The sequence below is a fragment of the Salsipaludibacter albus genome, assembly GCF_019798055.1.
Classification (GTDB): Bacteria; Actinomycetota; Nitriliruptoria; order Nitriliruptorales; family Nitriliruptoraceae; genus Salsipaludibacter; species Salsipaludibacter albus.
On the sequence record NZ_JAHOPH010000034.1, the window covers coordinates 12644 to 33778 of the forward strand.

At 72.7% G+C, this 21135-nt stretch carries 21 protein-coding genes and 1 tRNA gene; 2 read left to right on the forward strand and 20 right to left on the reverse strand.

The genetic code is table 11. From position 1 onward, the window contains the following. Window positions 1-84 precede the first annotated feature (84 nt). From ruvB to KR546_RS15980, 11 genes are all read right to left on the reverse strand, one after another. A complete protein-coding gene (gene ruvB, locus KR546_RS15930) occupies window positions 85-1155 on the reverse strand; it encodes a Holliday junction branch migration DNA helicase RuvB (protein WP_338019173.1) in 1071 nt (356 codons plus the stop codon). Then, a complete protein-coding gene (ruvA, locus tag KR546_RS15935) occupies window positions 1152-1745 on the reverse strand; it encodes a Holliday junction branch migration protein RuvA (protein WP_238445712.1) in 594 nt (197 codons plus the stop codon). Before ruvA ends, ruvB begins: the two co-directional genes overlap by 4 nt. Next, the gene (ruvC, locus tag KR546_RS15940) at window positions 1742-2386 is read right to left on the reverse strand and encodes a crossover junction endodeoxyribonuclease RuvC (RefSeq protein WP_238445713.1); all 645 of its coding nucleotides are present in this window, start codon (window positions 2384-2386) and stop codon (window positions 1742-1744) included. The genes ruvA and ruvC overlap by 4 nt, the downstream gene beginning before the upstream one ends. Before the next feature lie 148 nt (window positions 2387-2534). Beyond that, window positions 2535-3296, reverse strand: coding sequence for a YebC/PmpR family DNA-binding transcriptional regulator (locus tag KR546_RS15945; RefSeq protein WP_238445714.1), 762 nt, complete (start codon window positions 3294-3296; stop codon window positions 2535-2537). 146 nt (window positions 3297-3442) lie between these two features. Beyond that, window positions 3443-4039: a pyridoxal 5'-phosphate synthase glutaminase subunit PdxT gene (gene pdxT / locus KR546_RS15950; RefSeq protein ID WP_238445738.1), complete on the reverse strand. Its 597-nt coding sequence runs from the start codon at window positions 4037-4039 to the stop codon at window positions 3443-3445. 86 nt (window positions 4040-4125) lie between these two features. After that, window positions 4126-5043 carry a pyridoxal 5'-phosphate synthase lyase subunit PdxS gene (pdxS, locus tag KR546_RS15955; RefSeq protein ID WP_238445715.1) on the reverse strand — a complete coding sequence of 306 codons (918 nt, stop codon included), beginning with the start codon at window positions 5041-5043 and terminating at the stop codon, window positions 4126-4128. Window positions 5044-5107: 64 nt separating this feature from the next. Then, window positions 5108-6172, reverse strand: coding sequence for a DUF3048 domain-containing protein (locus KR546_RS15960; RefSeq protein ID WP_238445716.1), 1065 nt, complete (start codon window positions 6170-6172; stop codon window positions 5108-5110). Beyond that, window positions 6172-6726 carry a LemA family protein gene (locus KR546_RS15965; RefSeq protein ID WP_238445717.1) on the reverse strand — a complete coding sequence of 185 codons (555 nt, stop codon included), beginning with the start codon at window positions 6724-6726 and terminating at the stop codon, window positions 6172-6174. The genes KR546_RS15960 and KR546_RS15965 overlap by 1 nt, the downstream gene beginning before the upstream one ends. Before the next feature lie 138 nt (window positions 6727-6864). Beyond that, entirely contained in the window at window positions 6865-7977 is a 1113-nt protein-coding gene (locus tag KR546_RS15970; RefSeq protein WP_238445718.1) for a glycosyltransferase family 4 protein, read from the reverse strand. Further along, the gene (locus KR546_RS15975; protein ID WP_238445719.1) at window positions 7974-9002 is read right to left on the reverse strand and encodes a phosphatidylinositol mannoside acyltransferase; all 1029 of its coding nucleotides are present in this window, start codon (window positions 9000-9002) and stop codon (window positions 7974-7976) included. Before KR546_RS15975 ends, KR546_RS15970 begins: the two co-directional genes overlap by 4 nt. A 17-nt stretch (window positions 9003-9019) precedes the next feature. Then, on the reverse strand, window positions 9020-9757 hold the full coding sequence (locus tag KR546_RS15980) for a CDP-alcohol phosphatidyltransferase family protein (RefSeq protein ID WP_238445720.1): 738 nt from the start codon (window positions 9755-9757) through the stop codon (window positions 9020-9022). A gap of 197 nt (window positions 9758-9954) precedes the next feature. On the opposite strand from KR546_RS15980, the gene KR546_RS15985 reads away from it, so the two are divergent. Next, window positions 9955-11289: a hypothetical protein gene (locus KR546_RS15985; protein ID WP_238445721.1), complete on the forward strand. Its 1335-nt coding sequence runs from the start codon at window positions 9955-9957 to the stop codon at window positions 11287-11289. Between the two features lie 7 nt (window positions 11290-11296). Here the strand turns inward: KR546_RS15985 and KR546_RS15990 are convergent, their stop codons facing one another. Together KR546_RS15990 and thrS are read right to left on the reverse strand one after the other, a co-directional pair. Then, window positions 11297-11863 (reverse strand): HIT family protein, encoded by a 567-nt coding sequence (locus KR546_RS15990; RefSeq protein WP_238445722.1) that lies wholly within the window; start codon window positions 11861-11863, stop codon window positions 11297-11299. 10 nt (window positions 11864-11873) lie between these two features. Beyond that, a complete protein-coding gene (thrS, locus tag KR546_RS15995) occupies window positions 11874-13925 on the reverse strand; it encodes a threonine--tRNA ligase (RefSeq protein ID WP_238445723.1) in 2052 nt (683 codons plus the stop codon). 377 nt (window positions 13926-14302) lie between these two features. On the opposite strand from thrS, the gene KR546_RS16000 reads away from it, so the two are divergent. Next, entirely contained in the window at window positions 14303-14767 is a 465-nt protein-coding gene (locus tag KR546_RS16000; RefSeq protein ID WP_238445724.1) for a hypothetical protein, read from the forward strand. 12 nt (window positions 14768-14779) lie between these two features. On the opposite strand, the gene KR546_RS16005 is transcribed toward KR546_RS16000, so the two are convergent. From KR546_RS16005 to moeB, 7 genes are all read right to left on the reverse strand, one after another. Beyond that, window positions 14780-14851, reverse strand: a tRNA-Val gene (locus KR546_RS16005). 91 nt (window positions 14852-14942) lie between these two features. After that, window positions 14943-15725 carry an anti-sigma factor gene (locus KR546_RS16010; RefSeq protein ID WP_238445725.1) on the reverse strand — a complete coding sequence of 261 codons (783 nt, stop codon included), beginning with the start codon at window positions 15723-15725 and terminating at the stop codon, window positions 14943-14945. Between the two features lie 135 nt (window positions 15726-15860). After that, window positions 15861-17165, reverse strand: a complete 1305-nt coding sequence (locus KR546_RS19805) for a murein hydrolase activator EnvC family protein (protein WP_338019175.1) — start codon at window positions 17163-17165, stop codon at window positions 15861-15863. 156 nt (window positions 17166-17321) lie between these two features. Beyond that, window positions 17322-18293 (reverse strand): PD-(D/E)XK nuclease family protein, encoded by a 972-nt coding sequence (locus tag KR546_RS16020; protein WP_238445726.1) that lies wholly within the window; start codon window positions 18291-18293, stop codon window positions 17322-17324. Further along, the gene (locus KR546_RS16025; protein ID WP_238445727.1) at window positions 18290-18844 is read right to left on the reverse strand and encodes a DsbA family oxidoreductase; all 555 of its coding nucleotides are present in this window, start codon (window positions 18842-18844) and stop codon (window positions 18290-18292) included. The genes KR546_RS16020 and KR546_RS16025 overlap by 4 nt, the downstream gene beginning before the upstream one ends. Window positions 18845-18907: 63 nt before the next feature. Further along, window positions 18908-19765, reverse strand: coding sequence for a sulfurtransferase (locus KR546_RS16030; protein WP_238445728.1), 858 nt, complete (start codon window positions 19763-19765; stop codon window positions 18908-18910). 130 nt (window positions 19766-19895) lie between these two features. Further along, complete coding sequence (moeB, locus tag KR546_RS16035) at window positions 19896-21068, reverse strand: molybdopterin-synthase adenylyltransferase MoeB (protein WP_238445729.1); 1173 nt, start codon at window positions 21066-21068, stop codon at window positions 19896-19898. Between the last annotated feature and the right edge of the window lie 67 nt (window positions 21069-21135).

The window sequence follows — 21135 nt, forward strand, 5'->3', positions numbered from 1 at the left end:
GGCAGGGACGACCGTGGTCGACGGGCACGACCGCCGTCAGGCTACCCGACCTTCCAGTCCGGTCCCACACGGTCGCGCACGAGCTCAGGCAGTCGGGTCGAACAGGGTGGACGGGCGCTGGTCGATGTCGACGTGCGCGCGTCCCGCGGCGGTGGCGACCCGGCCGCGTGGCGTGCGCTGGATGAAGCCGAGCTGGAGCAGGAAGGGTTCGACGGTGTCCTCGACGGTGTCGTTCTCCTCCCCGACGGAGGTGGCCAGGGTCGCGAGCCCCACCGGACCGGACTCGAACCGCACCACGATGGCCTCCAGCACCCGGCGATCCAGTCGGTCCAGCCCCACCTCGTCGACGTCGAACACCGCCAGGGCGGCCCGGGCGACCGCGGCGTCGACGTGGCCGGACGCCTCGACCTCGGCGTAGTCACGCACCCGTCGCAGGAGCCGGTTGGCGATCCGGGGCGTGCCGCGGGACCGCCGGGCGATCTCGTGGGCACCGTCGGGGGTCACCGGGATGTCGAGCAGGTCGGCCGACCGGGTGACGATGGACTGCAGGTCGTCGGTGTCGTAGTAGTCGAGGTGGGCGGAAAAGCCGAAGCGATCCCGCAGCGGGGTCGCGATCAGGCCCGTGCGCGTCGTCGCCCCGATCAGGGTGAACCGTGGCAGCTCGAGGCGGATCGACCGTGCTGCCGGGCCCTTGCCGACCACGATGTCGAGCTGGAAGTCCTCCATCGCCGGGTACAGGACCTCCTCCACGGTCCGGGGCAGGCGGTGGATCTCGTCGACGAACAGCACGTCGCCGGGCTCGAGGTTGGTCAGGATGGCGGCGAGGTCCCCGGGGCGCTCCAGCGCCGGCCCGGACGTGTGGCGCAGCAGGGCGCCCACCTCGGTGGCCACGATCGCGGCCAACGAGGTCTTGCCCAGGCCGGGTGGTCCCGAGAACAGCACGTGGTCGACCGGGAGGTCGCGCATCGAGGCACCACGGATCACCACGTCGAGCTGGCGGCGGACCCGTGGCTGGCCCACGAAGTGGTCGAGTCGACGTGGTCGCAGGGAGGCGTCGAGGCGATCCTCGCCCGGCAGCGGCGTCGAGTCCAGCACGCCGTCGTCGGGACCCGGCCCGTCCGGACCGGTGTCGTGCGCCGGGGGCGGGCCGGTCACGCCCGTGCCCCGGCCGAGCGCAGCGCGTGGCGCACCAGGTCCTCGACCCCCGCGTCGGCGGGTGCATCCGCCAGGGCGTGGGTGATCTCGCCCTCCCGGTAGCCCAGCTGGCGAAGGGCCTCGCGGGCCTGCTGCTCGGTGGTGGCGTCGCGCGCGGCCCGCGGGGACTCACCGGCACCCGACAGGTCCGCGACCGACCCGACCTTGTCCCGCAGTTCCAGCACGAGTCGCTCGGCGACCTTCTTGCCGATCCCCGGGACGCTGGTCAGGGTCGCGACGTCCCCGGTGGCCAGGGCGGTCCGGACCGCATCCGGTGAGAGCGTGCGCAGGGTCGCCAGGCCGAGCCTGGGGCCGACGCCGGTGGCCCGCATCACCAGTTCGAAGGTGGCCAGCCCCGCCCGGCTGGTGAAGCCGTAGAGGTCGAGGGCGTCCTCGCGGACCTGCTGGGAGGTGTGCAGCTCGACGGACTGGCCGACCGGCGGGACCCCGGACGGATCCGCCACGTGCACCAGGTACCCGACCCCGTGGACGTCGACGACCACGGTCTCGGCGTCGCGATGGGCGACGGTGCCACGCAGGTGGGCGATCATCGCCGACCCCCGGCCGTCGGTCCCCGGCCGTTCCCGCTGGGGGTGCCGCCCACCACCCGCAGGCCACGGGCCGCGAGGTGTCCCTCCCAGTCAGTGGCCGCCTCCGCGACGCCACCGTCGGTCGCGCGGTCGACGCCACCGGGGGCCGAGGCCGCGACCAGGCCACTGATGGCGACGGCCAGCGCGTCGGCGGCGTCGGCCGGTCGCGGCTGGGTGGCGAGCCGGAGCTGCGCCGTCACCATGCGTGCGACCGCGTCCTTGTCGGCACCGCCGTGCCCCGCCACGATCGCCTTGACGCGGGTCGGGGTGATCTCGCGGACGGCCACGTCGGCCCGCGCGGCTGCCAGCAGGACGACGCCGGCGGCCTGGCCCGTCGCCATCGCCGTGCGGACGTTGCTCGAGAACAGGACGCGCTCGACCGCGACGACGTCCGGGTGCCAGCGGTCGATGGCCGCCGTGACCGCGTCGAAGACCGTGGCGAGGCGCTCGGGCAGCGGGGCGGACGCCGGGGTGCGGACGGTCTCGTGGTGTCGGTGGACCGGGCGACCGGTCGGGCCATCCACGACCCCGATCCCACAGCGGGTCAGGCCCGGGTCGATCCCCAGCACCCGAGGATGGCGGTCGGCGGGGGCGTCACCCATGGCTGCTCGACACCTTCGCGGTCGGGGGCGTGCGGACGGCTGGTACGTCGACGTCGCGGCCAACGACGCACCGCGCTCGAACAGGTGTTCACCCTACCTGTGTGTGCCCGGCGTGTCCGTGATCCTCCGCGGGCGACGAGCCGGGGGATCAGTCGAGCTCGACCTGGGCCATGACGTCGTCGTCGATGTCGTAGTTCGCGTAGACCTCCTGGACGTCGTCGTTGTCCTCGAGGCGGTCGACCAGCCGCATCACCCGCTGGGCGTCGGACACCTCGCCGAGGGGCACGGTCGACGACGGCACCATCACCGAACCCGAGGACACGATCGCCATCCCCGCCTCCTCCAGGACCTTGCGCAGGCCCTGGGCGTCGGTCGGGGCGCACCAGGCCACCAGCGTGTCGTCGCCGGCCTCGATGTCCTCCAGGCCGGCGTCCAGGCCGGCCAGCATCACGTCGTCCTCGTCGACGCCCTCGGCCTCGACCACCACCTGGCCACGCCGGGTGAACAGGAAGGACACGGCACCGGGCTCGGCCAGCGAGCCGCCGGCCTGGGTGAAGATCGACCGGACGTCGGACGCGGTCCGGTTGCGGTTGTCGGTCAGGATGTCGACCAGCACCGCGACCCCGCCCGGTGCATAGCCCTCGTAGGTCGCACTGTCGTAGGCGACGCCCTCGTCGAGCTCGCCGGCGCCACGCTTGCAGGCCCGCTCGATGGTGTCCTTGGGGACGTCGGCGTCCTTGGCCTTCTGCACGACCATGTCCAGCGACGGGCTCAGCTCCGGGTCGGAGGTGTCGGCCTCGCGTGCGGCCGCCTCGATCAGGCGGATCAGCTTGCCGAACTCCTTGCCGCGCGCCTTGTCCTGGCGCTGCTTGCGGTGCTTGATGTTCGCCCACTTGCTGTGGCCTGCCACGTGCCGTCCTGACTGCCTCGACGTGGTCCTGGAACGGACCGGATGACCGACGTCGAGGGTAACAACGCCCCCTGCGGTCCTGCCCGGTCCCGTCCGCCTCCCAGCGGGTGCACGACCGAGCACGAATCGCACCGGACGGCACCCGGTCAGGAGCCCAGGGTCGCCACCCAGCCGGCGTGGAGGCGGTCGTCACCGGTGACCTCGGGGTGGAAGGAGGTCGCGAGGAGGTTGCGTTGGCGCACCACGACCGGACCCAGGTCGACCGCCGCGAGCACCTCGACGTCGTCGTCGAGCACCTCCACCACGACCGGTGCCCGGATGAACGACACGTCGACGGGACCACCGTCGATCCCTGCCACGTCCAAGCTGGTGTCGAACGAGTCGACCTGGCGCCCGAAGGCGTTGCGACGTGTGCGCACGCCCAGCACGCCCAGCAGGGGCTGGTCGAAGTCCTGGTCGAGCTCGCGCGACAGCAGGATCATGCCGGCACACGTGCCCAGGGCGGGCAGCCCGCCGGCCAGTCGTGCAGCGAGGTCGTCGAGCAGGTCGAAGCGACGCAGCATCTTGCCGATGGTGGTCGACTCCCCACCCGGGACCACGATCCCGTCCAGGCCATCGAGGTGCTCGGCCCGGCGGACACGACGCACCCGTGCGCCGACCCGGTTGAGCACGACCTCGTGCTCGTGGACGTCGCCCTGCAGCGCGAGCACCCCGACCAGCGGGGCGTCGTCGGGGAGGTTCACCGGGGTGGCGACGCCGTCGAGGCGGCCACCCGGGACCCAGGCGGCGTGGCGCGGGCGGGTTGCCGGCAGCGACGTCGCGGGGTCGCTCACCAACCGCGGCTGGCGTATCGCTCGCTGGCGTCGAGGTCGTCGAGGTTGATGCCGACCATCGCCTCGCCCAGGCCACGCGACACCTTGGCGATCACCGACGGGTCGTCGTAGTTCGTCGTCGCCTCGACGATCGCCCGGGCCCGTTCCTCCGGGTTGCCGGACTTGAAGATCCCCGACCCGACGAACACGCCGTCGGCACCGAGCTGCATCATCATCGCGGCGTCGGCGGGCGTCGCGATGCCGCCGGCCGTGAACAGCACGACCGGCAGGCGACCGGTCTCGGCGACCTCGCGGACCAGGTCGACCGGGGCACGGAACTCCTTGGCGGCGGCGTACAGCTCGGCGGTGTCCATGGTGGACAGGCGCCGGATCGAGCCCGCGATCGAGCGCATGTGCCGGGTCGCCTCGACCACGTTGCCGGTGCCGGCCTCGCCCTTGGAGCGGATCATCGCCGCACCCTCGCCGAGCCGCCGCAGCGCCTCGCCGATCCCGGTCGCGCCACACACGAACGGCACGTCGAACTGCCACTTGTCGATGTGGTGGGCCTCGTCGGCCGGGGTCAGCACCTCGGACTCGTCCACGTAGTCCACGCCGAGGCTCTGGATCACCTGGGCCTCGACGAAGTGGCCGATGCGCACCTTGGCCATCACCGGGATCGACACGGCGTCGATGATGCCGTCGACCATGTCGGGGTCCGACATGCGGGCGACCCCACCGTCCCGGCGGATGTCGGCAGGCACGCGCTCCAGCGCCATGACGGCCACGGCGCCGGCCTCCTCGGCGATGACTGCCTGCTCGGGCGTGACGACGTCCATGATGACGCCGCCCTTGAGCATGTCGGCCATGCCCCGCTTCACGCGGGTGGTGCCGGTGGCAGGAGCGGTGGCGGCAGGGTCTCCTGCAGGGGTGTTCATGACGACCTCGGGATGCGGCTGTCGGGTTCGGACGGTCCCACGATCGTACTGGTGGACGCGAGTGTCAGTTCCGCTCGACGGCGCCGGTCGGTGCGAGGTGGATCCAGGTCGGACCGGGGGCCAGCGGCAGTGGCGTCCCGTCGGCGGACTGCAGCACGAGGTGGTCGTCGGCGGAGGGCTTGGACCAGCGCACGTCGAAGCGCCGCCCGTTCCGCAGGACCACGGCCTGGCCCTCGCCGGTGACCCGGGTCTCGACGTAGGACTGTCCGGCGGTGTCGCAGCAGCCCCCGATCCCGAGGTCGGTCAACACGACCACCACGTTGGCCGCGCCCACGCGGCCGGAGCCGGTGACCTCGAAGGGCGCGCCCCGCGAGGAACGACGGTAGACCTCGGCGTCCACGTCGTACTCCCAGCCGGTCTCCTGGAAGCTCGACATCCGGATGTCCAGCGCCGTTCCCCCCGTCCCGCCGTCGGGTGCCGGTCCGTACACCAGTCCACTGCTGGCCTTGGCGACCTCGGAGTCGCCGGCGCCCCGTTCGAGCGCGCCGACGGTCGAGACGTAGAGGTTGTGGGGTGACGGGCGACCGTCCTCACGGAAGAACGGGTCGCCTCCCGGGTCGGCCACGAGCCCGATGGCATCGGTGTCCGCCAGCGCACCCGTGACCTCGCCCCGGGCCCCGGAGTAGGCCAGCACGGGCCGGTAGGCGGGCAACACCTCGGCGTCCACCAGTCGGGCCGAGCGGACCGGGCCGACCACCTCGGGCACCTCGGAGTGGAACAGCGCCAGGAAACGGGTCACCCCGCCCTCGATGACCTCTTCGTAGACGATGTCGGCCGCGTCCAGTCCCGATTGCGGGAAGGCCCGGGGGGCGTTGTCGATCTTGACCGCCAGGACCGGCTCCGCGGCGCGGGGGTCGTCGGTGGGCTCCCCGGTCAGCACGAAACGTCCGGACGGGGTGGGCGAGGTCGACGGGGACGGGCTCGGCGTCGGACTGGGGCTGGGGCTGGGCGTCGGGGACGGCACCACGGACTCCACCGGCAGGGGTGACGCCGTGACCTGCACCGTCGGCGTGGCGCAGGCCGAGGCCATGACCGCCGCCAGGACGGCCGTCGCGAGCAGCCGACGCATCAGAACTGGACCTCGACGGGGCCGCGCGCCTCGGGGTCGTCGACCTCGAAGTACTCGCGCTCGGTGAAGCCGAACAGGTTGACCACCAGGTTCGCCGGGAACACCTCACGCGCGGTGTCGTAGGCCTGCACGGTCGCGTTGTAGCGATTGCGGGACGACGCGATCCGGTCCTCCGTCGCGGTCAGCTCCTGCTGCAGCTCGCGGAAGTTCTGGTCGGCCTTGAGGTCGGGGTAGGCCTCGGCGACGGCGAACAGCTGGCGCAGGGCCCCGGTGAGTGCGCCCTCGGCCCGGGCCTGCTCGCCGGGCGACGATGCGGCCACCGCACCGTTGCGTGCGGCGATGACCGCCTCGAGGGTCTCGCGCTCGTGCGCCGCGTAGCCCTTGACCGTCTCGACCAGGTTCGGGATCAGGTCGTGGCGCCGGGTCAGCTGCACGTCGATGTCGGCCCAGGCGGACTCGGCCTGGTTGCGCAGGCCGACCAGGCGGTTGTAGGTGACGACGAGCCACCCGCCGAGGACGACGACGACCCCCAGTACGACCAGTCCCCACACCATCCGTGCACCCTCCCGCGACCACCGGCGCGAGGTCTGCGTGCCGGGTGGGTCCCGGAGCATGCATGCGACGGACCGCGCCCGGCGCGCGGCCAGCCTACCGATCGACCGGGTCCGGGAAGCGCAGGCGCGCTCGAGTGCTCAGGGCCTCAGCACGTCACGGTGGACGGCTCGCACGTCGGCCGCGACGCGACCCCAGTCGAAGCGCTCGACGTCCCGGGACGCCTGCTCGGCCAGCGCGGCGGCGGTCGCGGGTGCGTCCAGCAGTCCGGCGACGGCCGTCGCCAGGGCCCGATGGTCGCCGGGAGGCACCAGCCGTGCGTTGACCCCGTCGCTGGCCACCGAGCGGTAGCCGGGCAGCGAGGTCGCCACGACCGGCGCGCCCGCCGCCATCGCCTCGGCCAGGACGATGCCGAAGGACTCACCACCACGGGCCGGGGACACGTAGACGGTCGCCGAGGCGTACACGCGGGGAAGCTCGTCGTTGTCGACGCGTCCGAGGAAGACCACGTCCGAGCGCAGCCGCGTGGGCAACATCGCCTGGCAGCGATCGCGCTCGGCCCCGTCACCGACCACGTACAGACGCAGGTCCGGATGGTCGGTCTTGCACAGGACGAAGGCACGGACCAGGTCGGCGAGGCCCTTGCGGGGCTCGAGCCGGCCCACGAACAACAGGTTGGGCGTCGTCATGGAGGGGAAGGGGGCGGCGCCGCGGAACCGGCCGACCTCCACGCCGTTGGGGATGATCCGGAACGAGCCCTCCGGGATGCCGAGGGCCCCCGCGTGGAACCCGGCGGCAGCACTGGACACCGCGATCCGGGCGGACAGGCGGCGCAGCGCCCGTCGCGCCACCGGGCCGACCAGCCCGTACAGGCGCGCCTGGTCGGACCAGGCGTGGAAGGTCGCGACAGTGGGCGCGACCGGCGCGACCGCCGCCGCGAGCGACACCAGTGGCACGACCGGCTCGTGGACGTGCACGACGTCGGGCTGCAGCTCGTGGAGGGTCCGGCGCACCCGCCGGACCACGCGGGGATCCAGCGCAACGGGCGCGACCGACGCGTTGAACGGGATCGCGATCGAACCTCCCACGGCCTTCAGCCGGCCGCGTGAGCGATCGGCCGGGCCGATCACGGTCACGTCGTCGCCCTCCGCACGCAGGTGACGGGCCAGCTGGAGCACGTGGCTCTGGACCCCGCCCGGGACGTCGAGGTCGTAGGGGCTCACCATGGCGATCCGCAGCCCCGGGCCGGTCACGACCGCCGCCTGCGACGCCGGGTCACCGCGGGGGGTCCGCCCGGATGGGCCTCGCGCCACGCGACGGCCTCGGGATGGTCCGGCTCACGCTCGACCAGCCAGTTGCGGACGAAGACGTGCCACTGCTCCGGCGCACGACGGATCAGGCCCTCGAGCTCGTGGGCCAGGGCCTGGGTGCCCTCCTCGACACTGAGGTCGGCGATGTCGATGCGCGAGTGGATCAGGCCCCGGAAGCCGTCGTCACCCTCGGTCACGAAGGCGCCGACGGCGACGGGACGACCGGTGCGACGGGCGAGCACGGCACACCCCGGTGGGAGCCGGCACGGCTCGCCGAAGAACTCGACGACCGGTCCGCGCCGTCCCAGGTCCCGGTCGGCCAACAGCGTCGCCAGTCCCCCGCGTTCGACCACGTCGACCATCCGGTCGACCATGTCGCCACCCCGGACCAGCGGCACGACCTCGATCCCGGCGTCGCGTCGGAGCTGGACGAACCGCTCGAACAGCCGGCGCGGCTCGACCACCTCGGCCACCACGGCCATCCCCCAGTCACGCTGGGTCGTGAAGTACGCGCCGATGTCCCACGAGCCGAGGTGGGCGGTGGCCAGGATGCCCCCCTCGCCGTCGGCCAGCATGTCGTCGACCAGGTGGAGGTTCGTGCCCGACGAGCGGGACATGACTCCTTCGGGGGTGAACGTGTGCAGCCGGAAGGCGTCCAGCCAGTACCGCGCGTAGGACACGTAGGCGGCCCGCACGACCTCCTCGAGCTCGTCCCGCGGCGGGTGGTCCAGCACCCGGGCGAGGTTGGCCCGGACCTGGTCACGCTGGGCCGCGCTGCCGGTGAAGTACCACAGGGACCCGAGCGACTCCGGGGTGGCGTCGGCGAGGCGCCGAGGCAGGACCGCGGCGGTGTCCCAGACGGCGCGGTAGCCCCAGTAGGACAGCTTCTGGCGCAGGGTCTCGGGGGGCGCCGGCGGAAGGTCCTCGATGGCCGCCGCCGAGCGCGCCCGGTCCGTGCCGGGCGGCACCGGTTCCCCCGGCCCGCTCACGGGGTGCCCGACACGCGCCTGTCGGCGTCGGTCACGACGTCGTCGTAGGCGGCGTCGAAGTTCTTGCTCCCGTAGAAGCGGCGGGCCGCCACCAGGAAGGCCCGGTTCCAGGCACGGTCCCCGGCCGCCAGCGCGACCAGCTCCTCGGGCAGGTCACGCGCCACCTGGCACCACACGTGGTGGACCCGCTGGACGATCGTCACCACGCCGCCGACCGCGAGCACCCACAACACGGGTTCGAGCAGCCACCGGTTGAAGATCAGGGCGACCATCACCAGGATCGCGCGCTCGGCACGCTCCATGATCCCGATGGAGCACTCGAGGTCGATGGACTCGGCCCGCGCCCGGACGTAGGAGATCACCTGTGCCGCGACCAGGGCGGTGACCGTCAGGGCGAACAGCCGTGGCATGTCGCGCAGCCACCAGGCAATGGCGGCGAGGATGATGCCGTCGGACAGCCGGTCCACGACCGAGTCGTAGAACCCGCCGAAGGGCGTCGAGCGACCGGTCGCCCGGGCAACCGCGCCGTCGAAGGTGTCCATCAGCCCGCCGGCCACCAGGATCCAGCCACCGGCCACCGGGGAGCCCGCCACGACGAACCCGGCCCCGACCGCCGTCAGGATCAACCCCATCGTGGTCAGCACGTTGGGGGTCAGGCCGAGCCGGGCCAACCCGTGGCCGATGGGAGTGGTCACCCGGGTGATGCCGGTGCCGAACGTCGCGCGCAGCGCCACTGCCGCCCTCTGGAAGTCGTGACCGGGGGTTTCCGCGCACGTTACCCGAACCTCCCCATGGCCCCGTGGACGTCGCCACACCCGCGTCCGACCTGCTCCGGGGCCGGATCCGACCCCCAAAGGACCGGATTCGGGCACTTTCGCCCACTACCGTCCTGCGCGCCGACCCCGCGCTGCCACCCGACCGGAGCCGCTCCATGTCCCGCGTGTCCATCGCCCTGCTCGCACTGCTCGCCCTGCTGGTGCCCACGGTGGCCACGGCCGCCCCGCCGGACGAGCCGGCGTGGTTCGTCGACGCGTCGAAGCTGCCCTTCGACGGGATCCCGGGACTGGAGGCCGAGCAGTACTGGGGCATCGAGCAGGGGGCCGGCTACCGCATGGAGGTCCCGACGGACTGGAACGGCTCGCTGGTGATGTGGGCGCACGGCTTCCGCGGCGACGGGCTCGAGCTCACGGTCGACAACCACCCGCTGCGGCCGTACCTGCTGGCCAACGGCTTCGCCTGGGCGGCGTCCAGCTTCAGCGCCAACGGCTACGCGGTGGGCGCCGGGGTGCGTGACACCGAGCGGCTGACCCGGGTCTTCCGCCACGAGGTCGGCCGGCCGGACACGACCTACGTCACCGGCGCGTCCATGGGTGGCCACGTCACCGCCCGCTCGATCGAGCAGTACCCGTCCCGCTACGACGGCGCGATGCCGATCTGCGGTGTGCTGGCCGACAACGCACTGTTCGACTACTTCCTCGACTACAACGTCCTCGCCCAGCAGCTCGCCCTGGGGACGTCGACGTACCCGCCGGGCCCGGACTACCTCACCACCACCGTGCCCGAGATCCAGGCCGAGCTCGAAGCCGTGCCCGGCGGCTGGCCGGTCGCGCTGGACGCCGACGGCGAGGCCTTCAAGCAGGCCGTCGAACTGCGCTCCGGCGGGGACCGTCCCAACTTCGACCAGGCGTGGTCCTTCTGGAACAGTTTCCCGTCCTTCGGCGGGTCCGCCCCGGGCGACTTCCTGTTCGGCGTCGGCGCCAGCCCCCAGGACGGCATCGCGGTGGACAACACCGACGTCGCCTACCAGCTGGACCTGGACCCGGCGATCAGCGACGCCGAGGCGACCCTCGACGACGCGATCGTCCGCGTCTCGGGCGACCCCGACCTGCGCAACGCGATGTCGCCCAACCTCGCCTCCCCGCTGGTCACGGGCGACATCGACGTCCCCGTGCTGTCGCTGCACAACCTGGGCGACCTGTTCGTGCCGTTCCACAACGAGGTGGTCTACGCGCACGAGGTCGCCGACGCGGGCAAGTCCGAACTGCTGGTCCAGCGGGCCATCCGGGGCGTCAACCACTGCGGGTTCACCGCGACCGAGCTGACCACCGCCTTCGACGACCTGGTCACCTGGGTGGAGGACGGGGTGCGACCGGAGGGTGACGACGTGCGCGACCCGGCCGCGGTCGCCGCGCCCGACTACGGCTGCCGGTTCACCGACTTCGCCACGCCCGGGGGGCACCTCCTGGCCGCACCCTGTCCCGGGTGAGCCGCGGTCAGACCCAGGCGACGTCGGCCAGCTCGTCGTAGACCTCCGACAACGCCCGCGGCAGGACCCGTGCGGCGCCGACCGTGGAGATGAAGTTCGTGTCGCCACCCCACCGCGGGACGGCGTGGAGGTGGACGTGCTCGGCGATCCCCGCACCCCCCGCCGCACCCAGGTTCATGCCGAGGTTGACGCCCTCGGCCCCCAGCCGGTCGTGCAGGACCCGGGCACACCGGCGTGCCAGCGCCCACATCTCGACCGCCGCGTCCTCGTCCACCGACGACAGGAACGACTCGTGGGCGTAGGGCACGACCATGAGGTGGCCCGGGTTGTAGGGGTAGGCATTGCAGATCACGTAGGCCCCGCTCCCCCGGTGCAGGATCAGCGTGTCGCGGTCGTCGGCCGGGTCACGCGCGGGCAGGACACAGAACGGGCACCCGTCCACGGCCGGCTCGACCGCACCGACGTAGCCGAACCGCCACGGCGCCCACAGCCGCTGCAGGTCGTCGACCCCGACGCCGGGCTGGTCGGCGGCGCTGTCCGGTTCGCGCGCGCGGCCGGCGGGATCGCTGCTCACGCCGGCCTCCTCATGAGGCATCGAGGTCGGGCACGACCTTGTCGTCGATCTCGCGTACCAGGTCGGCCACGAACTCGTCGAGCGGGACGTCCTTGCGCTGGGACCCGTGGTAGGGGCGGTCCGACACGGTCCGGGCGTCGCGCTCGTTGCCACCGACCACCAGGACGTGGGGCACCTTCGCGGTGACCGCCTTGCGGACCTTGTTGCCCAGGGTGTCGTCGGACGCGTCGACCTCGACCCGGGCGCCCTCGGCGCGCAACGCGTCGGCGACCTCGCCGGCGTAGTCGTCGAAGTCGGCGGCGACCGGGACCACGGTGGCCTGGACCGGCGCCAGCCAGGTCGGGAAGGCACCGTTGAACGACTCGACCATCACGGCGAAGAACCGCTCGATCGAGCCGAACAGGGCACGGTGGACCATGTAGGGCCGGTGGTCCTCCCCGTCCTCGCCGACGTAGGTGACGTCGAAGCGCTCGGGGAGGTTGAAGTCGACCTGCACGGTGGTGGTCTGCCACTCCCGGCCGATCGCGTCACGCAGGTGGATGTCGATCTTGGGGCCGTAGAACGCTCCCTCGCCCTCGTCCAGCTCGTAGTCCAGCCCGAGTCGCTCGACCGCGTCGATCAGGGCCTGCTGGGCCGCGTCCCAGTCCTGTGCCTCGCCGAAGGACTTCTCGGGACGGGTCGAGATCGCGATCCGGCTGGGCGCGCCGAACCCGAACACCCGGTACAGGTCGAGCGCGAACTGGGTGCACCCGGTGACCTCGTCGACCAGCTGGTCGTCGGTGCAGAAGATGTGGCTGTCGTCCTGGGTGAACCCGCGGGCGCGCAGCTGCCCGTTGACCACCCCGGACTTCTCGTAGCGGTAGACGGTGCCGAGCTCGGACAGCCGGACCGGCAGCTCGCGGTAGGACCGGATGCGCGACTGGTAGGCAAGGATGTGGAACGGGCAGTTCATGGGCTTGAGGCGATAGCGAGCGGCCTCGTCGATCTCCATCGCCGGGTACATCAGCTCGGCGTAGTTCTGCAGGTGTCCCGAGATCCGCCAGAGGTCCTCCTTGGCGATGTGGGGGCTGTAGACCGGCTGGTAGCCCCTGGCGAGCACCTCCGCGCGGATCCAGTCCTCCATCTGCTGGCGCACGATCGCGCCGCGTGGCAGGAACAGGGACAGGCCGGGGCCGAGCTCGTCGGGGAAGTGGGTCAGCTCCAGCTCGCGACCGAGCTTGCGGTGGTCGCGCTTGGCGGCCTCCTCGAGCTGTTCGAGGTGGGCCTGCATGGCCTTGTTGGACTCCCACGCGGTGCCGTAGATGCGCTGGAGCATCGGACGGTCCTCGCGGCCACGCCAGTAGGCGCCGGCGGACCGCAGCAGCCGGAAGGCCGGGATGCGCTCGGTCGACGGCACGTGTGGACCACGGCACAGGTCCGACCACGCCACGTCGCCGTCCTGGCGGACGTTGCGGTAGACGGTGAAGGTGGGATCGGCGACGGCGTCGTCACCCTCGAGATCGCCCACGTCGGTGGGGCTGACGATCTCGCCGGCGGCGACGGCGTCGATGATCTCGAGCTTGTAGGGCTGGTCGGCGAACTCGGTGCGGGCGTCGTCGCGCGCGACCTCCTCGCGGACGTAGGCCTGACGCTCCTTCGCGAGCTCGCGCATGCGGTCCTCGATGCGCTCGAGGTCGGTGGCGGTGAACGGCTCGGCGACGTCGAAGTCGTAGTAGAAGCCGTTCTCGATCGGCGGCCCGATCGCCCACTTCACGTCGTCGAACAGGTCGGTCACGGCCTGGGCCATCAGGTGGGCGGTCGAGTGCCGCAGGATCGCGCGGCCCTCGTCGGTGTCGCCGTAGATCGCCACGACCTCGACGGCGTCGTCACCGTCGGGATGGTCGGGTGCGTCGTCCAGGGACCGGTCGAGGTCCCACTGGGCGCCGTTGACACGCGCAGCGACGACCTGGCCACGGATGGCCTCGAGTGCCTTGAGCGCCTGCAGCGCGGTGGTGTCGGGGGCCAGCTCGGTCGCGGCGTCGCCGGACCGCACCAGCAGCGGGGATGCGGAGGTGGTGGACATGACTGCTCCTGTCAGGTGGTGATCCTATGGCCCGGCCGGGCGAGGCTCGACCGCACGGGTGCGGGCACGAGCGGTCCGGGGCGGTGCCGGGGGTCGGCCGCGACCGCGGCCGGGAGGTGCCTCGTCGAACGGCGAGAGGGGTTACGAAGGCCGTCCGACGCGAGGCGTTCGCGTGGACGTGCTCGGGACGAGGCGGTGGACCGCCGACAGGATGTCCATGCCACCAGCATGCCAAAGGGCTCGCCCGGTCTGCAACCCCGGATCCCGGCCCCGGGTCCACGACCACTCGGGCCGCCAGTGACGTGGGCCCCGCGCGGCGGACGTGGTGGCCGACGGGGGTGGCGGGTCGACGGGGGGGCGCACGTACCATCTGGGCCATGACCCTGGACCGCCGCCCCGACGGGCTCGACGACGACACCGTGACCGCCCTCGGTCGCCTGTCCGAGGCGCTCGAGTGGGTCGAGCGTGCGCGTGGTCGGCTCTACGACTTCCACCAGATGAGCGGCCACGCCGACCTCCTCGTGGGCGAGGCCGTCGACGCCCTGCGCGAGGCGGGCCACGACGCCCAGGCGGATCGTCTCGAACGCGAGCTCGTCGGCCGCAACGTGGTCGAGGGCCGGTGGACCTTCCAGCTGGTCGAGGAGTACGACGACACCTACTGGTCGGTCGCCCGCGACCTCGAGGCCGCCGTGCGCGACGAGCTGGCCGACGGGGTGCGCCACGTCCACGAGGCCGAGATGAAGGCCGACCGCATCACGCCGGGCCATCCCCGCCACCGCCCCACACCCGCCGACGTGGGCGACGACGGGAACGCGAACGGCCGGTCACCCCTCGAGGAGTGACCGGCCGGTCGGTGGGCGCGGCAGGTTTCGAACCTGCGGCCTCTGCCGTGTGAAGGCAGCGCTCTCCCACTGAGCTACGCGCCCGGAGCGGGGGTCGACGATACCGGTGCCCCGGCACGGCCGCCAACCACGGGTCACCACCCGGCAGGGCCGTCGGTCCGGCTCGGCGCGAGCCTCAGGACGGGTCGGACGCACCGACCTCGTCGTCGCGCTCGTCGAGCCGGCGCACCAGGCCCAGGTCGGCCTCGGCCAGCACGTCGTCGGACGGCTGGTTGGCCAGTCGGGAGCCGTCGATGGTCTCCCGGGTCACCAGCAGCGTCTCGGCGCCACGCTCGGTCTCGACCCCGTTGATCGCGCCGTCGGGCATCGAACCGGCGGTGTGGACCGCGACCCGCCGGGTCGTCTCGGGCTCGGCGAGCCACACGACGACCCGTTGGTCGGTGGCCGGCACCGGCAGGTCGGTGATCGACCACGCCACCCGATCGCCATCGGCGACGACGACGCCCGATGCGCCCTCGGGAAAAACCGTGTCCATCACCAGGCCGGACCCGAGGCCCTGGAGCACTGCCTGCTGGCGGTCGGCGACGTCCTCCAGGGAGGTCTGCTGGACCCGAAGGTGGACGTTGTGGGCGGCCAGTCCCAGGACGGCCACACCGATCACCAGCAGCGCGATCACGATCCTGCGTGGCGTGGATCGTGGGGGCGGCTCGGGGCCCTCGTCGTCCTCGTCGACCTCGCGCCGGGCCCTTGTCCGCAGCGCCAGCACGGCCCGCTCGTCCCGGGCGGCGTCCTCGAGGCTCCCGGCGAGGTCACGCAACTCGGCGACCTGGGCCTTGCACTGGGGGCAGCCCACGAGGTGGCGGCGGAAGGCCGAGGCACTGGCCTGGTCGAGGCCGCCCAGCACGTGGTCGACCGCCAGCGATTCCCAGCGGTCGTGCTCGGTGTCTCGAGGATCCACGACAGGCAACCCATCGACGTGCGGCCGGGCCTGCCTCCACCCCCACGCACAGGCCCGTGGCGATCCTACGTCGTGGATGGCCCCGCGAACAGCCCCGATCGATCACCGATGGTGGTGGCCAGGGACGCGACGACCTCAGCAGCCGCCACCGGAGAGGAACTGCCGGGGGTTCACGGCCTCGCTGCCACCCACCCGGGTCTCGAAGTGCAGGTGCGGCCCGGTCGAGCGACCGGTGCTCCCCACGTAGCCGATGTGCTGTCCGCGGCTGACGGACTGGCCCGTGGAGACGACGATGGATCGCTGGTGTGCGTAGGCGGTCACGACCCCGTCGCCGTGCTGGATGAGCACGAGGTTGCCGTAGCCCCCCGAGTTCCAGCCAGCGGAGATCACGGTGCCGGACTGGGCCGCCGTGATGCGGTCGGTCCGGTCGTCGTCGATGTCGATCCCCTCGTGCTGGCGGCCCCAGCGCCACTTGTACTCCGACGTCACCGTGCCGCACAGCGGCCACGCGTACCCGCCCCCCGACGTGGGCGGCGGGGGGTCGTCGGCGGAGTCGTCGGTGACGCCCGCGTCACCGGTGTCGTCCGACGCGTCGTCGTCCGTGTCGTCGTCGGACGACGTCGTGGAGGCGGAGGACGTGGACGATGCCGCGGCGGCCTCCTCCGCAGCTGCCCGCTCCGCGGCAGCCCGCTCGGCCGCGGCGCGCTCGGCCGCCGCCCGCTCCGCGGCTTCTCGCTCGGCGATGGCCCGCTCGATCTCGTCGGCGAGATCGGTGAGGTCGTCGTGCTCGTGCTCCAGCTCGGACACCTCGTCCCGGGCGGCTGCGGCGGCCAGGGCACGTGACTCGCGGGCCTCGCGGGCGTCCCGCATGACCGCCTCCTGCTCGGCCAACAGGTCGTCCAGTGACACCTGTTCGGCGGCGAGGACCTCCGCGGCGGCAGCACGGCGTCCGATGGCCGCGTCGAGGTCCTCCAGGTGCGCCCGATCATGTCGGTCGACCAGTCGCAGGAACGCGGAGCGGTCCATGGCCGACTGGATGTCGCGGGCGTCGACCAGGGTGGTGAACTCGCCACCGCCGGCGCGCTTGTAGAGCCCGACCGCCTTGAGCCGGATCGCGCGACGGGTCGCCTCCTCCTCGTCGGCGAGCCGGTCGAGGTCGTCGCGTGCCGCCGCGACCTCGTCGTGCTGGTCGGCGACCCGCTGGGCGACGGCGTTGACGATCTCCTCGATGCGCGCGAGGGCGGTGCGAGCGCGCTCCAGGTCCGCGCTCGCGTCATCGGACGCCGCGTTGGCCGTGGCCAGGTCCGCCTGGATCCGGTCGATCCTGGCGCGGGCCTGCTGCAGGTCGTCGGCGTCCTGGGCCAGCGACGTGGTGGTGACCGCGCCCGCCAGCAGGATCGCGAGCAGCCCGGCGACCACGGGGCGCACGACAGTGGACACGACGAACTCCGGAGGACGGGAGGGGCGGATCATCCACGTCGCGGACCCGACGGCGACGATCCGGTGCGGAACCGTACCGGCGGCGACGCCCACCTCCGGGCTCCCGGCCGGCGCCGGCCCCGTCCGATCGGACGGGGACCAGGTCCTTGCCCTCGCTCACCAGGTGGCTGGACCGACCGGACAGGTCTCACGCCTGCCACAGAAGCGACAGTGGGCCCCGGGAACGAGCTGGAGTTCGTCCTCGGGCACCGGGCTGGTGAGTCGGGCGGCCCGACGGGCCGCGTCCACCACCCGGTCGGCGGCACCGAGCAGCAGGGGCTCGCTGAAGTCCTCGGCGTCCCAGCGACCCTCGGCGAGGTAGAACGACGCCCACCGGAACGGTGGCCGGCGGTACTTGAGGGTCCACAGCACCCCGTACAGCCGCAGGTCCGCCCGGTCCCGGACCTCGTTGCGCTGGCCGCTCTTCAGGTCGACGACCAGGTCGGTGGCCCGGCCGGGTCGTGGCCGCGGCGACCGCACCACCAGGTCCGGTCGTCCGGACAGGACCACGCGCCCGTCGGCGAACTGGGCACGCAGCCCGTGTTCGAAGCTGACCTCCACCCGGTCGAGGTCGGGCCACAGCAGCCGCCACTCGACCAGCCGGTCGCGACAGGTCGCCCGCAGGTCCGCCGCCTCGAGCGCGTCGAGCCCGTTGAGCAGGTCCGCCTCGGACGAGGTCGGGTCCGACGCGATCTCGCGGACGGCCCGGTCGAGCAGCTCGTCGACGTCGCGGGACCGACCCGTCGCGGCGTCGAGCTCGGCGGCGCGGTGGGTGATCCGTCCGGCCACCAGCGCCACCGACGGCGTGAACGTGCCGTCACGACGGTCCAGCCAGCGCCCGTCACAGGCCAGTGCCTGCAGGGCGGACTTCGACAGCCAGAGCCGGTCGTCCAGTCCACCGGCGACAGTCGCGAGACCCTCCTCCAGCCGGGCCCGGAGCCGGTCCGCGAAGTCGTCGGCGACCCGGGGACGGGGCGCACCCCAGCCCAGCAGGTCGTCGACCACGGCCCGGTGGGCCGCGGTGGTCGCCGGTTCGGATCGGGGGGCATCGCCACCCGCGGGCGCGACACCGGCGACGGGCTCGGTCACAGGGTCGCCAGCCGACGCAGGTCGTCGGGATCCATGAACGGCGAGACCAGCGTGCCGTCGAGCTCGAGGACGGGCACGCCACCCACCCCCTCGCCCCGACGCGCCACCATCTCCCGACGCGCAGTACGGGTGGCGCGACCGTCCGCGACCAGCCCGGCCACGTCCCCGGGATCCAGGCCGATCGAGGTCCCGAGGTCGCCCAGCACGACCGGGTCCGACAGGTCGCGGTCGTCCAGCCACAGGGCTCGATGGCAGGCCAGTCTCCAGGCGGCCCCCAGGTCCTGCTGGGTGGCCAGGGCCTCGACGAGGTGGGCGGCGACCGTCGGCGGATGGCGCCGGGGCCGCGGCACCTCCCAGCCCAGCGCCGCCAGTGGCTCGTGGTGCTGCTGCCAGTCGGCGAGATCGTCGAGCGTGGCCGGGACGGTCGCCCCCAGCCCGAGGACGTCGACCCCGTGGAACGCCACGGGCAGCCCCTCGTCGGCCAGGGCCTGGAGCAGCAGGACGGCCCGCAACGAGGCGGCGGACGGGTAGTCGTGGTGGAGGATGAGCATGGCTGCAGGCTACAAGCGACCCGCGACCCCACCGGGTCCCGACTCGCCTGCTGGGGACGGTGGTCAGCCCCGCTCGACCGGGCGGGCGGGATCCGACGACCACGCCGAGTACGAGCCCACGAACACGCGTGGGCGGGGCAGGCCGGCCTGTTCCATGGCGAGGGCCCCGTGGCAGGCCGTCACGCCCGAGCCGCAGGACCACACGACGTCCCGGCCGGGTCCGGCCAGGCCGACCGCGTCGAAGCGGGCCCGCAAGTCGTCCGGTGGCGGCAGGCGGCCGTCGTCGCCCAGGCTCGACACCGGGACGTTGCGGCTCCCGGGGATCCGCCCGGCACGGGGGTCCACCGGCTCGAACTCCCCCCGGTGGCGACGGGGGTCACGTGCGTCGACGACGACGCGGTCCGGTGCCAGTCCGTCGGCGGCGGCAGCGACCTCGTCGATGTCCGCCAGGTCCTCCAGCGGCCACGGCGTCGTCGTGAAGGTCCCGGGCGCGACGTCCTCGGGCCCGCTGGTCGTGCCCCACCCGAGCTGGTCGGCGGGTCCGTCGAGCACCGCCGCCGGATGGCCGAGGATGCGCAGCATCCACACCAGTCGGGCGGCCACCACTCCCCCGGCCGTGTCGTGGGCGACCACGACCGTGTCGTCGTCGATCCCGAGCCGGCGCATGGCCGCGGCGAAGTGCGCCGGTGTCGGCAGGGGGTGTCGTCCGCCCTGGGCGGACGGCGTGCTGGCGAGGTCCCGGTCCAGGTCGGCGTGGACCGCGCCGGTCACGTGGGCGTCGAGGTACTGCTCGCGGCCCTGGCTGCCGTCCAGCGACCACCGGCAGTCCACCAGCCGCACCCGGTCCCGCCGGCTCGCGACCCACGCGGGCGCCACGAACGGCGGGACGTCCTGGTCACTGGAGGCTGTCGGTTCCGACATCGTCGGTCTCCCACGCGGTGGCATCACCCGCGCCGGTCGCACGAGCTCGTCCGTCCACGCTAGGACGACCACCCCCGCCCGACCCCGGCCACTCGTCTGGTCGGACCGGCGCAGTCCGCCACCCGACCCCTCAGTAGGTGGGGATGGAGTCGTCGACCTGGCGGGCGTAGGCGTTGATGCCGCCGTGGAGGTTGCGGGCCTTGAAGCCGGCACCACGCATCAGCTGGGTGACCTCCATGGAGCGCGCACCCGACTTGCACTGCACCACGTAGTCCTTGGTCGGGTCCAGGGCGTCGAGCTTGCCCGGGACGGTGTCCTTGGGGATCAGCACCGAGCCCGGGATCCGGTTGATCTCGTACTCGTGGGGTTCGCGCACGTCCAGCAGCACGACGTCGGGCTTGCTGGCGATCTCGGCGTACTCGCGGGGCAGGATCTCCAGTTCCTCCGGTGCCGCGACCTCGTCGCGGTCGTGGGCCGGCATGCCGCAGAACTCCTCGTAGTCGATCAGCTCGGTGACGGTCGGCTCGTCGCCGCACACCGGGCAGTTCGGGTCCTTGTTGACCTTGACGTAGGTCCAGCGCTGGTCGAGCGCGTCGTACAGCCCCAGGCGTCCGATCATCGGGTCGCCGATGCCCACCATCAACTTGATGCCCTCGATGCCCTGCGCGGTGCCGATGTGGCCGGCCATGATGCCCAGCACACCGCCCTCGGCGCAGTTGGGGACCATGCCGGGGGGCGGCGGCTCGGGGAACATGCAGCGGTAGCAGGGGCCTTCCTGGGCGTAGAACACGCTGAGCTGGCCCTCGAACCGGAAGATCGACCCGTACACGTTCGGCTTGCCGAGCAGGACGCAGGCGTCGTTGACCAGGTAGCGGGTCGGGAAGTTGTCGGTCCCGTCGATGACGAGGTCGTAGGGCTCGATGATCTCCATGGCGTTGGACGAGTCGAGGAAGGTCGGGTGCTTGACGACCGTGACGTGCGGGTTGACGTCGTTGATCGACTCCTCGGCCGAGTCCAGCTTGTCCTTGCCGATGTCGGACGTGCCGTGGATGACCTGGCGCTGCAGGTTGGAGGCGTCGACGACGTCGTTGTCCACCAGCCCGATCGTGCCGACGCCGGCGGCGGCGAGGTACAGCGCCAGCGGCGATCCCAGGCCACCCGTCCCGACCAACAGGACCTTGGCGGCCTTGAGACGCTCCTGGCCCTCGATCGCGACGTCGGGGATGATCAGGTGACGCGAGTAGCGCGCGATCTCGTCGTTGGTGAGGGGTTCGCGGCGATCGACCACGGGGGCGATGGACATGGTGGACTCGTCAGGGTCGGCGATGGACGTCACTGGTGCGGGGGTGTCGTGCGGCAGTGTCAACGGC